Genomic DNA, 15,644 nt, shown 5'->3' on the forward strand with positions numbered 1-15,644 from the left:
CTATGGTATGCACTATCGTTACAGATAAGTATTCGATATCGCTAACGATTCGAGGCTCAAAACGGCCCGGCTGCCCGATTTCAGGGCAATGCGGCTGGACGCGTTAGTCATTTCCAGTACCGTGGAAATCGAGGCTAGTCCATCCTCCGCCCGGCCGAGCAGCAGATAGATCGGCGGCAGAATTCGATAAGTGGGAATCTCGTCGAGGAATACCGCACATGCCTCTCCACGGCGTGTGAGGCAGTGCTCAAGCTCGTTCTGTGCCTCTGGGAATGCCCCCATCTCCAGGTACGCACGCCCCAAGCCATTTCGGCCGAGCCAGGAGTCAGCGAATCGCTGAGCGTCCGTGAACTGTGCCAGGGCTGCACGTGCATCGCGTCGCGCGAGCGCTACTTCACCGCGAACCAACCTTGCCAGCATCTGCGGCTCTGGCCCATAACGACGGTCGAGATCATCGGCTATAGTCAAAGCTGCATTCTCGTCTCTTGCAGTGGCGTGCACAATGGCAGCGCTGAACATGATGGTGTCAACTCTGCTCGTCGCCAACGCCTGCCTGGCCATCATTAGTGCCTGACCACGCGATCCTTCGAGGAGATGAACCGTCGCCAGCACGGCCATTTTGTGTGCCGCATCCTCGGTTTCCTTTCTGCCCATATCAACGTCAATCGATTTCGTGAGAATCGACTTGGCGTCCGCCGTTCTCCCCTGATAGATCGCAAGATCAGCCCTGCCAAGCGCAGCCGTCGATGCGGCGTCGGGGCCAAGCTCCGCCAACTTAGCCCAAATGGCCTCCGCTTGCTCGGGTTGCCCGAGCGCAAGGTAGGAGAGACCCAGGCACACATGGGCCGCCTTATACTTGGGATTCATCGTGAGGACACGCGCAGACTCGTTGACTGCGGTGTCGAAGTCTGAGGCATACATGGCATATAGGGCTAGGTTGGCACGGGAGAGAACGTGCTTTGGGAAGATCTCGACGGCGCGGCGGCCCGACTCGAGCGCTCGTGCCATGTCACGTTTGTACAAGTAGGCAATTGCGAGGTTGCTCAGGCCGACGTTGTCGGCAGGGTAGGACTTCGTTAAGTTACCGAATTCCTCGACCGCTTGATCAGGCTGTCGCGTCACCAGGTAGTAGATTCCTCGTGTGCGGTACTTCTCCCGCTCGCTCATCCTGGCAATGCGTGCCATGGCCTGTTTGAGGTAGTTCTCTGCTTCCTCCCTGTGGGATAAGTTCGCCGCGATCGCCGCGAGTCCCACATAGGCGCGACCCAGGTCCCGGTCGAGTGCCAGCGCCTTCTGGTACCATTGAATCGCTTCATCATATTGGCCCGACCACTGTAGCTCCTGGGCCATGGAATAATCGTGCGCGGCTTCCAAGGAGTTCGCAGTGAATGTCTCGGCACGTGCCAGTTCTGTCGATTCCGGTGTCGCTTCGCCAAGCGCGCGACGGAGTCTTGCTGCAAGCTTCACAACGGAAGCCAGAACCATGTCCTTGTTGGATGCCCTGATCGCATCGACAAACATGGCTTTACCGGTCATCCCATCGATGGCCTTGATCGAAATCTCATAGCCGCCTGACTTCGCCACCATTCCCGTGGTGACGATGTTGATCCCCTCACGGACAGCCACCAGCCTAGCCAGCGACTCATCAAGCACAGTCATGTCCGGCTTCATTTGCAGCGCCAGTCTCCTGGCGGACGCCTGGCTATAGCACGTGACAAAAGACGCTCCTTCGATGGCCACGCTGAACGCTGGAGCCAGGGTACCATCAAAGACGGCGTCACCAGTCCGGTTCACAAAGTCCGCCACAAGTACCGACACGGCACTGACCGGGCGGCTTGGGGTGATCTGGCGTTGGTGGATGTACCAGATCCCTAGCGTCGCTGCCAGGATTGCAGTGGCAACCATAGCTCCAATCGCTACCTTACGGAAAATCCGACCTCGTGTCCGATCTCGGTCCGGCAGACCCGCGCGTGCCGTCCTTGGTAAAGTTCCGGCGTCGGTGATCCACCTGAGCTCGTCGGCCACGTCATGTGCGGAATCCCAGCGGTCATCCGGATTCTTCGCCAGGCAACGCTGCACCAGTCGGTCCAGGGCGGGCGGCGTCAACGGCTGGCGTGACGACACGGGCGGCGGCTCAGACGACATGATTGCTGTGATTATGCTGGCCTGGCTGGTTCCCTCGAACGCCAGCGCTCCTGTTAGCATCTCGTACAACACCGCCCCAAACGCGAAGAGGTCGCTCCGGGCATCCGAATCTTTGCCTTCGAGTTGTTCGGGAGCCATGTAGGCGAGCGTTCCAAGAATTGTGCCTTTCTGGGTCACTGTGGCGGCAGCCTGTGTTGGCAGTGAAGATTGAAGCTCGCCGCCTGTCGGCCCTTGATTCTTCAGCTTAGCGAGGCCGAAGTCGAGGAGCTTCGCGCCCGTTTTCGTCAACATCACATTTCCCGGCTTAAGGTCGCGGTGGATGATCCCCTGTTTGTGAGCGACCGCCAGTGCATCCGCGATCTGGATGCCGAACTGAAGCGCCTGATCGATCTGAAGTGGCCCCCCCGCAAGGCGTTCAGCCAGCGTCTGCCCGTCCAGGTACTCCATAACCAGGAAATCGATGCCTTCTTGCGACCCGATGTCGTGGAGGATGCAAATGTGGGGATGGCTGAGCGCCGCAATCGCGCGCGCCTCGCGCTCGAAGCGCAGCCGGAGATCCGCGGAAGAAGAGGCTGCAGTCTTGAGGACCTTGAGCACCACAGTGCGATCCAGACGTCTATCGCGCGCCTTGTAAACTTCCCCCATGCCACCTGCGCCGAGCTTTTCAATAATCGTATAGTGCGAAATGGTCTGGCCGATCTCGGGAATGGAAACCTCCGCAACGGCAATTCGCCCACAGCAATCACAAAAACATGAATTTTGACTGATTATAGATCGGCTGGCGTGGCCCCTGATAGCTGAATCGACAGCACTTGTCGGAATCGCGGTTACTCGGGAATTTGCCCATTGACCATAAACGGGCTTGGGAACCGGTTTGTTCCGACAGCCCTGCAAGGGTGCCAGTCGTCCGTTGGCCTCATCGACCGAAAAAGCCTTCGGTCGACCCCCACTCGAACCTGCACCCACTTTACATCGACGCTGTCATTTCTCTAATATCGGAGTCATGAATGACTCGAGCATCGTCGTGGCGGGAGCTACCGGTAATCTCGGCGGACGCATCGCCAGAGCTTTGCGCGAACGGGGAACCAGCGTAAGAGCGCTTGTTCGCCACGGCACTGCGCGAGACAAGCTTGAGCGACTGCAGGAGCTCGGCGTAACGATTGCCAGTGTCGACTTGAGCAGCGCTTCCCAAGTGACACTGGCATGTTCGTGTGCGTCCTGCTTGGTGTCGGCGCTGCAGGGATTGCGGGATGTGATCGTGGAAACGCAAACGGTTCTGCTCGACGCCGCGATCAAGGCTGGCGTGCCACGTTTCATTCCGTCCGACTACTCGATCGATTTCACCAAGTTTCCACCCGGAGAGAATCGCAATCTCGATCTGCGCCGAGATTTCCACAAACGCCTCGATAGAACTTCGATTTCAGCGACCACGATCTTTAACGGTGCGTTTGCCGATATGCTGACCGGTCAGATGCCGCTCATTCTCTTCAAACTGAAGCGAGTCCTCTATTGGGGCGACGCGGACCAGCGCATGGACTTCACGACGATGGACAACACGGCCGCATTCACGGCGCACGCGGCTCTTGATCCTTCCACTCCTCGCTTTCTACGAATTGCTGGCGATCAACTCAGCGCCCGGGAACTGACGGCGGTCGTAAGTGAGGTGACCGGAGAGGAGTTCCGCCTGTTCCGCGCCGGAGGTCTGGGAATGCTCGGCACGCTTATCAAGGTCGCGCGCGCAGTCGCTCCCGGAGAGAAGGAACTTTACCCGGCATGGCAGGGCATGCAGTACATGCGTAACATGTTCGACGGCCGGGCGAAGCTAAAGCCGCTCGACATTGATCGCTATCCTGGTATTCGTTGGACGACTGCACGGGATGTGCTCTCGGAGCGTCAAGATAGCTAGCCACGATCTGCGGCTTTCCAGGAGGTCCGAGCCGAACAGTGGTGCCAGCGCGTATCGGGCTCACACTCTCGCGAAGTCCCGTTCGCAACAATAACCCCTCACACCTCGTCCCGCTCGAGCAGGCCATTCGCGGCGTGGCTGAGTTGTTGAAATGCTTTACTACCGCGAAGCCCGTACCTGGGCAACCTGGCCGATGTACGATTCGCCCGTCGCCGGTTCCTCTCCGCAGGAACGGGCCTTCCGGACGATTCAAAGAGCGAGATAGTTTTTGAGAAACCTGAGCGTGTGATCGATAATCTGCTTCGAGCGGGCGTCGTCGTCCAGGATGTCGAAACCGTGACGGCCCTTTGGATGGGTCAGTAGGTCGAGAGTCGCGCCCTTGGCTATCGCGGTCTCGACGAAGCGGTCGATTGCCGCGTTCAACCAGGGATTGTCCAGGCCTGCCCGTGCAACGAGGATGGGCGGCGCGCTTCGTGCGTCCTCACCCAGGCTGCGGATTGCTGAGAAGGTCTGGCGCAGCTCTGGGCTGATCCTGCTTTCGGCTTCCGGCGGCGGCTGCAGGTCCAGGGCAGCGTAATAGGCGACTACGGCGCGCAGCCAGGTCGGCCGCTCTCGCAGCGGAGCCGCCAGGAACGATCCGCCGCCGGAGAACGCCCAGAGCGCCAAGCGTTCCGGGTCTACACCCAACGAGACGGCGTTCTCACGGACGTGAGCCACCAGGTCCGCGACGTCTCCCGCCGCCTCGGTGAGTCGAGCTGGCGTCAGGAAGCGGTGGTTGAAGGCGACAGCCACGAATCCCGACGCGGCAAGCAGCTCGCCATATGATACGAACACCCCCATATTCTTGGCGCCGATCCTGGGGATCGGGCCCCCATGGATTAGGATCACTGCCGGACTCGGTCTCGGCGTCCCAGAAGTGGTGTAGATGTCCATGTGGAGCGGCTGACCATCGGCGGACTTGTACTCCAAGTTGCGCTGAACGCTCACACCGTCCATCCCGGGTACGCTGAATACGATCCTCATCGGGATCATTTCCTCGAATACTGGATTCTTCTTCTCCACGGTTTGTCCTCCCTGCAGCGTAGCCCGAGTTTGATCGGGTCTTTACTTCTTCTTTACTCCTTCTGTTCAGTGGCGTTCAAGATCACTGGAGCGCTCAATAGAAAAAGCGCAAATACCAAGAAAGTCCCTCTGTGTTTCATGAGTATGCATCCTCCCAATCAACGGATCTGCATCCCATGCCTGAATCCGGCAGTAAGCTCCTCTGGCCGGATCTTACATCCCCAAAGATTGCGGAACAAGTGATTCCCGGCCTGATCCGTGCGCCTCATCTTTCCTTTTGATTACTGCAGGGCCCATTGGTTACATTCGTCTAACGGGGTAAGGTTCGCTCCCTATAATTCGCGATGTGGGAAATTACCGCCGGCTCACCGCAACCGCCGTCACGTGTCCCAGAATGTCGTCTGGGGAACGTGCCAGTCTGCAAGTACCTGATATCCAGTCAAGTATTGTGGATTCAGCTATCCAGGGTTGCGCCAGCAGAATATAATCACAGCAAATTAAGGTCGTTCTGATTGCAGGCTGCAAATTGCCCGTGGAGGGATTCTCCATGATCGGCAAAGTGCTCGGCCATTATCGAGTCGTTGAGAAGCTTGGCGCGGGCGGAATGGGAGTCGTCTACAAGGCTCGCGATACCCACCTCGACCGCTTCGTCGCATTAAAGGTTCTACCACCTGAGAGGGTCGCCGATGCCGAGCGCAAGCGGCGCTTCGTGCAGGAGGCCAGGGCCGCTTCGGCCCTGAATCATCCCAACATCATTCACGTTTACGACATTGCCGAAGCCGACGGCATCGAATTCATTGCTATGGAGTATGTTCAGGGCAAGACGCTGGACCGGTTCGTTGGCAGCAAAGGGTTGGGTATCAATGAGGCGCTTGGCTATGCCGTCCAGATCGCCGATGGGCTGGCCAAAGCCCATGCGGCAGGCATCGTGCACCGGGATCTGAAACCGGCAAACATCATGGTGAACGAAGACGGCGGCGTCAAGATTCTCGATTTCGGTCTTGCCAAGCTGATGGAGAGAGAGGAGGCCGGCCCGTCGGCCGCGACCGAGACCGCGGCTGCCGGCGAAGAGCTCCATACAGAAAAGGGCGTGATTGTCGGCACTGTAGCCTACATGTCTCCTGAGCAAGCACAAGGCAAGACGGTGGATGCCCGCTCTGACATTTTTTCGTTCGGCTCAGTGCTTTACGAGATGCTGACTGGCCGGCGCGCATTTCAAGGGGAATCGAAGGCAATGACTCTCGCCTCGATTCTTCAGAAAGAGCCGCAGCCGGTGAGGGAAATTGTTGCAGACACACCGCCCGAGGTAGAGCGCGTCCTCGCGCGCTGCCTGCGTAAGGACCCGCAACGCCGCTGGCAGAACATGTCCGACCTGAAAGAAGTGCTCCGCGATCTTAAGGAGGAATCGGACTCCGGCAGGCTCTCGGCGACCATGCCCGTGGCACCGCGTCGCTCCTTCCCTCTCCGGTGGCTGCTCGCAGCAGTTAGCGTTCTAGTTGTTGTGGCCGCAGCAATGTTGTGGCGCTTCTTCCACGAGCCCCCGAGCGAGCTGCGGCTGACAAGATTCAGCTACGATTCAGGGGTCACTTCTGCACGCTCCATTTCGCCGGACGGCAAGCTGGCCGCATACGAATCAGACCGCAACGATCCGGGCAATCTTGACATTTACGTCCGACAGCTCGGCGGACGCCAGGAGATCCGGCTCACATACGATAAGGCGGACGATCTGCAGCCCTGTCTCTCACCCGATGGCACTCAGGTTGTTTTTCGCTCGATGCGCAACGGGGGTGGAATCTATCGCACCAACACGTTTGGAGGCGAGGAGCAGAAGATCGCAGACGGCGGCTGGTTTCCAGGATACTCGCCGGATGGTTCACAGATCATTTATACGGTGATGCCCCCGTCCGGCGATGCCTCTCTGAACAAGATGTATCTGATACCTGCTCAGGGCGGGATTCCCAAACCGTTCCAACCGGAGTTCGGAGTGTTTCCGGCGTATGGTGCCCGCCCCTTGGCGGTTTGGTCTCCTGATGGGAAACATGTGCTCTTCTATGGCCTTCGCAGGCACGATCCTTCTTCTGCTGATTGGTGGGTGGCGCCCGTTGACAGTGGAGCTGCAGTCCGGACCGGCGCGGTCCAAAGCCTGAGGCCGGCGAACGCGCAGACCTGGATATATCCTGCCGGCTGGTTTGGCAACCTTGTGATCTACTCAGAGGGCGCTTCCCACGCGGAGGGCTGCAACCTGTTCGCCGCTCTCATCAAACCTGGAGACTGGAAGATCTCCGGGGCATCCCGCAGGCTCACTTCAGGCGCTGGCATGAATTTTACCTCCACACCTGCTCACGATGGCAGCATGTTGATAAGCAATATGAAGGGAGTTGCGGAGATATGGAACTTACCGCTCGATCCGGGCAAGGGGACCCTGTCAGGAGAACCGCGCCTCCTTACCCCCGAGGAAATCTCCAAAGTAGATCTATGCATTTCCAGGGATGGATCCAGGCTTGCCTATTGCGTAGCTACAGTCCTGCCGCAGTCGCGAATCGAGATTCGTTTGAGGGACATGGCGGGCGGTCCCGAGTCCAGCGTCCCCGGGAGGGGTACCCTGATCGACATGCAGCCGAGGCTGAATGCGAATGGTTCGGTGCTCGCCTTTCGGGACTTCATTGATGGGAAATACCATTCTTTCTTGTATGACGGGAAGAGCACGCCGGCCCACGAGGTTTGCGAAGGGTGTATGATTCGATCGTTCTTCTCCAATCCGAACGAAGTGCTCGTTCAGTATGGTGATGAGATCGTCCGCCAGAACACGGTCTCGGGGGAGCGATCTAACATTTTAGGCGCAAACAACGGAACAATCCTCGATGCCGATCTTTCTCCTGATGGCCGTTGGGTTGCCGTGGTGATGGGGAAGCCGTCCGGGGGCAATGCGATCTATGTCGCGCCTGTGCGGGCATCCGCGGCGCCAATGCGGGATTGGATTCTGATCGCGGACGACGAGGACAATGTTCTGGCTTCGCCGCGCTGGTCAGCGGACGGAAGCTTGCTGTACTTCATCTCTGGACGTGACGGCCGTCCCTGCGTCTGGGCGCAACGCCTCCACGGTGAAACCATGCGGCCGCTCGGCAACGCTATCGAGATCTATCACGAAAACCGCGCCCGCTATGGCGTATATGGGCCATCGCGCTATAGAACCATCTCAGTTGCTCGAGATAGGCTGGTCATGCTCATGATTCAGGTGACCGGCAACATCTGGTCGGCAAATCTGCTCCAGAGATGATGCTGGAAGATTGCCCGGCCTCCACGATTGCGGCCAGCGGTTATAACGGGCTGCGGTAATTAACGAAAACCTCCTTTAGTGCTGGCCGGCTTCCGAGTTCTCAGGTTCGTGCTTGAAAGACCATGGTGCCGGCGGAGGCACAAATCCTGTTTTCGAGCCCTGGCCCCCATGCGCTATTTGATCTGAACCGTCTCCGGCCAGACGGGGTCGAAGCGGCCGTTGCCGTCGACGTCCACCAGGATCGGGTTTGTCAGGGCATAAGGGAGGACGGCGTTTTCCGGTTTGCCGCTGTTCGAGCGTTGTTGAACGATGGGGAAGAGCGACTTTGACCCGATCACTTCGACGGCGATCCAGGCATCGCGCGGAAGATCGAGCGTGATCTTCTGATCGAGTTTGATGGTACCGAGGCCCGGCGACTTCACCGGCAGGACGGTCTTCCGCTCTCCATTGACGATGACCCTGACTTCCGAAACGTCCAGCCAGGGCGCACCCGTGACCTTGACAGCCAAGTCAACGCGGCCATTCACAGCCTTCACCAAATCGCCGAAGGTGGCCTTACCAACCTTCACGGAAACAATGGGTCCGTTGCTGACGAAACTGCGGCCTTCTTTGACGGCCCGAAGGAGGGCGTTCACATCGAGGCCTTTGCCCTTGGGACCGTTGTACAGGACATAGGTGCGGGAATATCCCGGCTCGCCACCATCGATGCCATGGGCGTCCGACGAACCGACGGCGCGGATGGCATAGCCGCGGTTGAGAAGGTGGAACCAGTCCTCGATCGACTGGCGGTTGGCTTCAACCAGGCCGGCGCCGTTCATGACCTCCATGGCGTCAAAGTCCAGGTTGAAGGGCGCCTTCGCTGCCGCAGCCTTAACGGGGTCGAGTTCGTAGGTCAGGAAGTATCCCAGGCCGCGTGAACGCGGGTGATTGACCTGAATGAGGGCGCCGGGATCTCTCGTGCGGCTCTTGTTGAAGAGGATCCTCGGTGTGTCGTCCTCGACTCCGATCGCCCCGTTGTTGGGTTCGTTTGGCCGCGGCACGACCGGGTAGGAATTGTAATGGATGCTGCCGCCCCGCGCCGTCACCTCCTCTCCGACGATCACGGCCATCAGGTTCGACAAGCCGAGCCGGTCCAGGTCGGCCCTGTAATCGGTGATGTAGTTGTGATCAGTGGAGACGAGGACCTCGATCCCTTCGACAAGCACGCTCCGGACCCGCTCCGGGATGAGCACGGCACCATCGGAATTCTGGGTGTGCATATGCGGGTCGAGTGAGATCAGGCCGAGCGTATCGACGACCTTGTCAATGATGAAGTCCAGGCTCTCCAGGCGGGTTTCCAGCACTTCGATGACCCGCGCCTCGCGCGTGTACTCCGGACCACGCGAAGCAGTTGCCAGATAGGTTCCGGCCGGGAGCGTGACGTCCAGCCCGTCTTTGGGCGGATAGACTGAGTCTTTGGAGGACTCCCAGCCCCGGCCGGTAACGATCGGATTCTCCGGCTCTAGGTAGGGGGATAGCGAGGGATTGATTCCAATAAACGAGACTTTGCCCGGGACATACTCGCCGCGGCCGTTCTTGAGGGTCACGTGAGCCTTTCCGAAAGTCGGGGCCGGAACAACCCACGGCGTAGCGGCTTTTCCGGCGACGGTAAATAGCTGCTCGCGGACGGCAGGAAACAGGTTCGTCCTGACCCGGTACGTTCCCTTCGGCAGCGGGAAGGCCAGCGACGCAGCCTTGTCCATGAATGCGCGGAAAAACGTCACGCCGGTTGCGACCTCCTGGACGATGACTTCCGCCGGTCCGTTGAAACCCCTGAATTCAAGCATAGTCCGCTCGGGCTGAACCCCCGCGAGGGCGTAAAGCTTGTCCAGTATCGAAGGGATATCGGCGCCGGCCAGGAGAGTATAAGTAACCCGATAGGATCCCCCGGGGCGCATGCGTCCGGGGAGTGGCGCGTCGCGGGTTTCGAGTGGATTGGGATTAAACCAGCCCAAGACATGGTCCGGCCTCTGATAGACCCGAAAGTTCAGCTCCGGATAGGATCTGGCTTGAAACGGACTGAAACTGTAGCTCTGCAAGGCGTTGGCACTCAATCCGTAGCTGATCCCGGTGATGTCAGCCGAACCGTTGTTGCGGATATCCGAGGTGAGCACGACCCGCCCGTCAGCGAAGACGAAATCGTAGCGGGTCTCGATATCCAACAGGCCTTTTTCTGGACCATTCCAGGTCGCCTGGGCGATCAGGCTATCCCCCTCCTGCCGGACCGACTTGTATATTACAGTCTGGTTATTGCCCTGGATGCGGAGCGCCGGGACTCCGATCTCGACGAGGGCTCGCGTCGCTCTTCCTTCCGGGACCAGAGCAAGGAGGCAGCCCATGGCATCTGCCAGAGTAGAGTTCGATGGCGAGAGGAGCAGGCGAGAGGTGCCACCGACGAGCGCGAGTAATTTCTCGTCCTGGGCGATATAGTCCCCTTTCTTGGCATAAGTCGCGAGGGGTCCTGGAAGCTCGGATGGGTTCTGAAGGATTCTTACCGTGACGGCGGCATCCCGAGACGGGACGACGAACGCGAGAATCAGAGGCAGAATCAGGGCGCTGCGCTTCATGAGGGCAATCCTCCTGTCTGGTTTAGCCCTAGCCTATCCAAAAGGCGAGCGCAGGACAAGGGAAACAGGGACGTGATCGATCTTCGCCGGCGCTTGCGATCCCTGATCGCCTGGTCCAGACGGCACTTCGGGCACTGTGAAAATCGCTGCTACCCGGTAATGCGCCATAGCTCCACCTTCGTCATTCCAAAGCGACACCTCATGTAACGCCGGTCGATTGGCACGTCTTGCGCCACAATGAAGTAAACGAAAGTCGGGGCGGACCCGGTGCCTTAAATTTCCCGCTCCGAAAAAGGCAATCAGGGACGGACACGTTTGGTGGGTTTGTGTTCAGAGTCGGCGGCTCAGAGGCTTCAAGTTCATGGGCGCGAAATGGTCGGCGGACACATAAACCCACTCAAGCCTCTCGGATCTTCTCGCCGGTTTATCCCGATAAACCTACTCGGATCTGAGCGCGACGAGCGGATCGACTTTCGTCGCCCGCCGGGCGGGCACGAGGCATGCGACCAGCGCCGTCCCAGCCAGCACTAGCGTCACGAGCCCTAACGTCGCCGGATCCGTCGGGCTCACGCCGTACAGGAGGGCGCCCATCAGCCGTGTGACGGCCACGGCGGCGGCCAACCCGATCCCGATGCCGAAGGCCGTGGCACGCATGCCCTGCCGCAGCACCATGGCCCGGATCTGCCCGCGCCCGGCGCCGAGCGCCACCCGGATACCTATCTCCCGAGTGCGTTGCGCCACCGAGTACGACACGACGCCGTACACGCCGACCACGGCGAGGGCGAGCGCCACCCCACCAAAGACCCCGAAAATCCACGAGAACAGGCGCGGCTGCCACAACGACCGGACCACGACGCGGTCCATGGCGTACACGCTCGAGATCGGCAAGTTTCGATCCAGGTCATGGATCGTACGGCGCACGGGATCCACCAGCGCCAGCGGCGCCGCGGCCGTTCGGGCCACCACCGTGAATCCCCTGGCCGGCATCTGGGCGTGCGGCACATACATCCCCGCTCTAATCGGCGTGTCAAGGGTCCGCTGGCGTACGTCGCCCACCACGCCGACGACCGTCATCCACGGTCGCTTCGAGGAAGAGCCGCCCAACTTGAGCCGCTTGCCGGTCGGGTCCTGTCCCGGCCAGTGGCGCGCCGCCAGCGTCTCGTTGACGATTACAACCGGGCTGGATCCGGGCCGCCCGTCGCGCTCGCCGAAGGTCCGCCCCCTTTTGAGTGGAATGCCCAGCGTCTCGAAGTAGCCGGCACTGGTCACGAACAAGCTGGCCTCCGGCTCTTCGCCCAGTAGCGGCGGCGGTGCACCTTCGACCGAGATGGAGTACGATGAGAGGCCTCCGCCCAGCGGGAGCGGTGACACGATGGCCGCCCGTTCCACGCCGGCCAGCGCGCGGATGCGCGGCAGCCCCTCGTCGACGAAGGCGCGGCGGCGATCCTCGGTGTCGTAGGCCACCTCCGGCAGGACGACGCGCAGCGTGAGGAGGTTCGAGGTATGGAACCCCGGGTCGATGTTCATGAGCCGCACGAAGCCCCGAATGACCAGGCCGCCGCTCACGAGCACCACCACGGCGATCGCGATCTCGGCCACGACCAGCGCGGTCCGGAACTGCCCAGCCCCTCCCGTCGCCGAACGGGTGCCCGACTCCTTCAGCGCTGCAATGATATCCTGGCGCGACGCGCGCAGCGACGGCAGCAGGCCGAAAGTCACGCCGGTCACGACGGCCAGAGCGGCGACGAAGGCCGCGACCGCGGCGTCGATATCGAATCGCATCCAGATCGGAATCTCGATCGGCACGGACGCGACCAGGGCGTCGCGCGCCACTTGCCCCAGCAGCAGTCCGAGGAGGCTGCCGGCCGCGGCAATGAGCAGGCTCTCAGCCATCAGCAACCGCAGGATGTGCCACCGGCTCGAGCCGAGGGCCACCCGGACCGCCATCTCGCGGTCGCGCGTCACGGCCCGGCCGAGCAGCAGGTTGGCGATGTTCGCGCACGCGATGAGCAGCACGAAGGCCACCACCACCATGAAGACAACGAACCCGAGCCGCAGTTCGCCCGGCAGCGATCGCTCGCGCAGAGGCTCGGTGTAAACGCCGATATCGGTGTTCGTCTTCGGGTAGGCCTGCTCGAGCTGCCGGGCGATCGTGGCCAGGTTCGCCCGGGCCTTCTCCTCGCTGACGCCGGGCTTGAGCAGAGCGATCGCCTCGTACTCGTGGTTGCCCCGTGCTCCAGCAGCGGCGGCAGGGTCGATCCTCAGGGGCACCCAGAGATGAGCGAACTCGGGAAAGCCGAAGCTGTTCGCCATCACGCCGATCACCGTGTGGGGCTCACGGTCCAGTTCAATCGTCCGGCCGACGATGGGTTCTCCCCCGAACCGTCCCTGCCAGAGGCCATATCCGATAAGGACAACCTTCTCGGCGCCGGGCCGGCCGTCGTCCGCCCTGAATCCGCGGCCGCTGATGGGCGTCACACCAAGCACCGAGAGCAGCTCGGTGGAGGTAACGGTTCCGTTGATCCGCTCGGGCTCGTCCACGCCGGTCAGCGTGAAGGCGCTCTCCTGGAAAACCGCCATCGACGCGAACACCTGCTGGCGCTCGCGCCAGTCGAGGTAGTCGGCGAGCGACAACGGAATGCCGTCCGGAGACATCGGGCTCCGCTCCATGAGACTTTGCACCCGCGCCTGGTTGCCGTACGGCAGCGGCTGCAGCAGCATGCCGTTCACGACGGCGAAGATCGCCACGTTGGCGCCGATGCCGAGCGCCAGCGTAACCACCGCGACCAGCGTGAACCCTGGCTGTTTCACCAAGGTGCGGACGGCACAACGAATCTCGTGAATCCAACTGGTCATAGTCCCCTCCGGCACATCACACGCGGGGCCATGTTACAGGTATATACGGAAATCCCCGGACATCGGTTCCCTGTTGGCGGCAGTGTGTCCGAGTCAGCCCAACGCGCTCCGGGTCTTGCCGGCCGCGCTGGCTCCGGATGCAGAATCCTGAGGGAATCTGGCGCGAGGCGCGGCACCGGATCGCGAAGTGTTTTTCCTAGTTGGCGGCACCGACAGGTCGCGCCGGACAGCGGAAGTCTGTACAAATTCCAGGCCGGCAACACCATTGCGATGTAAAATCCAGAGTTGTCGCCGTCATGGGGTCCCCGTAGCAGGCGGGCACAGTTAACATGATACCTACAACTCGGAAGCTGGCAGGCATCAGGGGCAGGCTGCAATGAAATACCGCAGCTTATTCCGACTATACGCCACAGGCTGACGACGGCATCCAGCCGTGGGCGCAAAAAGCGCGCCGCAGCTGATGCCGGCAGTCAGGCATTCGCAATCGTGATTGAAGACAGATAGAGCAAGGGAGGGTGCCCCCTGGTCAACGATCGCAACGTGTTTCACCAGGCGACAAGCAGAGCCTTGTCGGGAAAAGACGCTCACGTCGAGACCGCGTGCATTCTTGCGGGCCTGGATTGGGAGCTCGCGGGCGCGCGACCTGGATGAGTAGGATCGTGGAAAACCATCGAACTTACGGATCGGCGCCATATACCATTGCTGTCGTCCATGGCGGTCCGGGAGCGGCTGGTGAAATGGCTCCGGTCGCGCGGGAGTTGGCACGCAACCAGGGCATCTTGGAGCCCCTCCAAACCGCAACTTCCTTGGCGGGCCAGGTCGATGAGTTGCGAGTGACTCTGGAGTCGAACACTGCGCCGCCTGTTGTGTTGATCGGTTTCTCGTGGGGCGCCTGGCTCAGCTACATCGTGGCGGCTCTGCATCCCGCACTCGTCCGAAAACTTCTCCTGGTCGCCAGTGGCCCCTTTGACGAACGGTATGTGGCACAACTCGAAGCGACCCGACTGAAACGACTCAACGCGAAGGAACAGGAGGAGTGGCAAGCCATAAGCAAAGCTTTAAGTGAGCCGGTCGCCCAGGATAAGGATGCCTTACTGGCTCGGCTTGGCATCTTGGCTTCAATGACCGACACTTATGATCGAATCGTGACCGCATCCGAAGCACCTGATATGATCAATCCACAAGGCGATGTCTTTCAAAGTGTGTGGGCAACTGCGGCGGAGTGGCGCAGAAACGGCACGCTGATGAAACTCGGCCGGCACATCCAGTGTCCCGTCGTGGCCTTTCATGGCGATTATGATCCGCATCCAGCAGAAGGCGTCCAGAAGCCGCTGTCGGCGCTGCTGAAGGACTTTCGCTTTGTTCTATTGAGGAACTGTGGGCATACGCCCTGGTTTGAACGGCAGGCGAGAGGCAGGTTTTACGAAGCCATTCAGAAGGAACTGGCTTGATCCTGGTCTCCTATTAGATCGGGCGGCAACAAGATGCGCGAGAGCGCGAGCCACCGGCCTCCGCTCGAGGCAAACATGAATATCTCGTTCTCGTGCCAGATTCTCAGAGGTGGGAGCGGTTGATTGATGTGCGTGCACATGGGCCTGACAACTCAGGGAGGGAAAAATGGTAAAGAACATTCACCCAGTTGAACGGGTAGTTCGCTTCGGCGCTCGGGATAAGTGACCCGCTGCTGCTCTCCAAAAATGACCCACCCTCGTTTTTCGCAGATCGTATGTTCCGCAACTGAATGATTCGGCTGCCATGGTGACGATGAGTCACCATGCCTGATGCTGCGAAG

General features: G+C 60.3%; 7 protein-coding genes. 3 read left to right on the top strand and 4 right to left on the bottom strand.

The window, feature by feature from the left end; all coding sequences use genetic code 11:
* Positions 1 to 18 precede the first annotated feature (18 nt).
* Positions 19 to 2,790 carry a protein kinase gene (locus tag LAP85_27740; protein ID MBZ5500205.1) on the bottom strand — a complete coding sequence of 924 codons (2,772 nt, stop codon included), beginning with the start codon at positions 2,788 to 2,790 and terminating at the stop codon, positions 19 to 21.
* 358 nt (positions 2,791 to 3,148) lie between these two features.
* Here LAP85_27740 and LAP85_27745 point away from each other — a divergent pair, with 358 nt between their 5' ends.
* Entirely contained in the window at positions 3,149 to 4,051 is a 903-nt protein-coding gene (locus tag LAP85_27745) for an NmrA family NAD(P)-binding protein (GenBank protein ID MBZ5500206.1), read from the top strand.
* A 249-nt stretch (positions 4,052 to 4,300) separates the two neighbouring features.
* Here LAP85_27745 and LAP85_27750 read toward each other — a convergent pair whose 3' ends face one another.
* A complete protein-coding gene (locus tag LAP85_27750) occupies positions 4,301 to 5,113 on the bottom strand; it encodes a prolyl oligopeptidase family serine peptidase (GenBank protein ID MBZ5500207.1) in 813 nt (270 codons plus the stop codon).
* Positions 5,114 to 5,660: 547 nt separating this feature from the next.
* On the opposite strand from LAP85_27750, the gene LAP85_27755 reads away from it, so the two are divergent.
* Positions 5,661 to 8,390, top strand: coding sequence for a serine/threonine-protein kinase (locus LAP85_27755; GenBank protein ID MBZ5500208.1), 2,730 nt, complete (start codon positions 5,661 to 5,663; stop codon positions 8,388 to 8,390).
* A 173-nt stretch (positions 8,391 to 8,563) separates the two neighbouring features.
* Here the strand turns inward: LAP85_27755 and LAP85_27760 are convergent, their stop codons facing one another.
* Together LAP85_27760 and LAP85_27765 are read right to left on the bottom strand one after the other, a co-directional pair.
* Positions 8,564 to 10,996 (bottom strand): CehA/McbA family metallohydrolase, encoded by a 2,433-nt coding sequence (locus tag LAP85_27760; protein ID MBZ5500209.1) that lies wholly within the window; start codon positions 10,994 to 10,996, stop codon positions 8,564 to 8,566.
* 438 nt (positions 10,997 to 11,434) lie between these two features.
* The gene (locus tag LAP85_27765) at positions 11,435 to 13,852 is read right to left on the bottom strand and encodes an ABC transporter permease (protein ID MBZ5500210.1); all 2,418 of its coding nucleotides are present in this window, start codon (positions 13,850 to 13,852) and stop codon (positions 11,435 to 11,437) included.
* Between the two features lie 647 nt (positions 13,853 to 14,499).
* Between LAP85_27765 and LAP85_27770 the strand changes: the two genes are divergently transcribed.
* Positions 14,500 to 15,303 carry an alpha/beta hydrolase gene (locus tag LAP85_27770; GenBank protein ID MBZ5500211.1) on the top strand — a complete coding sequence of 268 codons (804 nt, stop codon included), beginning with the start codon at positions 14,500 to 14,502 and terminating at the stop codon, positions 15,301 to 15,303.
* Positions 15,304 to 15,644 lie beyond the last annotated feature (341 nt).

The organism is Terriglobia bacterium (assembly GCA_020072565.1).
GTDB lineage: Bacteria > Acidobacteriota > UBA6911 > UBA6911 > UBA6911 > JAFNAG01.

What these genes read in the sequence shown, in the direction of transcription:
- LAP85_27755 (MBZ5500208.1), top strand. Translation starts at nt 5,661, where the DNA reads ATGATCGGCAAAGTGCTCGGCCATTATCGAGTCGTTGAGAAGCTTGGC.
- LAP85_27760 (MBZ5500209.1), bottom strand. Translation starts at nt 10,996, where the DNA reads ATGAAGCGCAGCGCCCTGATTCTGCCTCTGATTCTCGCGTTCGTCGTC.
- LAP85_27740 (MBZ5500205.1), bottom strand. Translation starts at nt 2,790, where the DNA reads ATGGGGGAAGTTTACAAGGCGCGCGATAGACGTCTGGATCGCACTGTG.
- LAP85_27765 (MBZ5500210.1), bottom strand. Translation starts at nt 13,852, where the DNA reads ATGACCAGTTGGATTCACGAGATTCGTTGTGCCGTCCGCACCTTGGTG.
- LAP85_27770 (MBZ5500211.1), top strand. Translation starts at nt 14,500, where the DNA reads ATGAGTAGGATCGTGGAAAACCATCGAACTTACGGATCGGCGCCATAT.
- LAP85_27745 (MBZ5500206.1), top strand. Translation starts at nt 3,149, where the DNA reads ATGAATGACTCGAGCATCGTCGTGGCGGGAGCTACCGGTAATCTCGGC.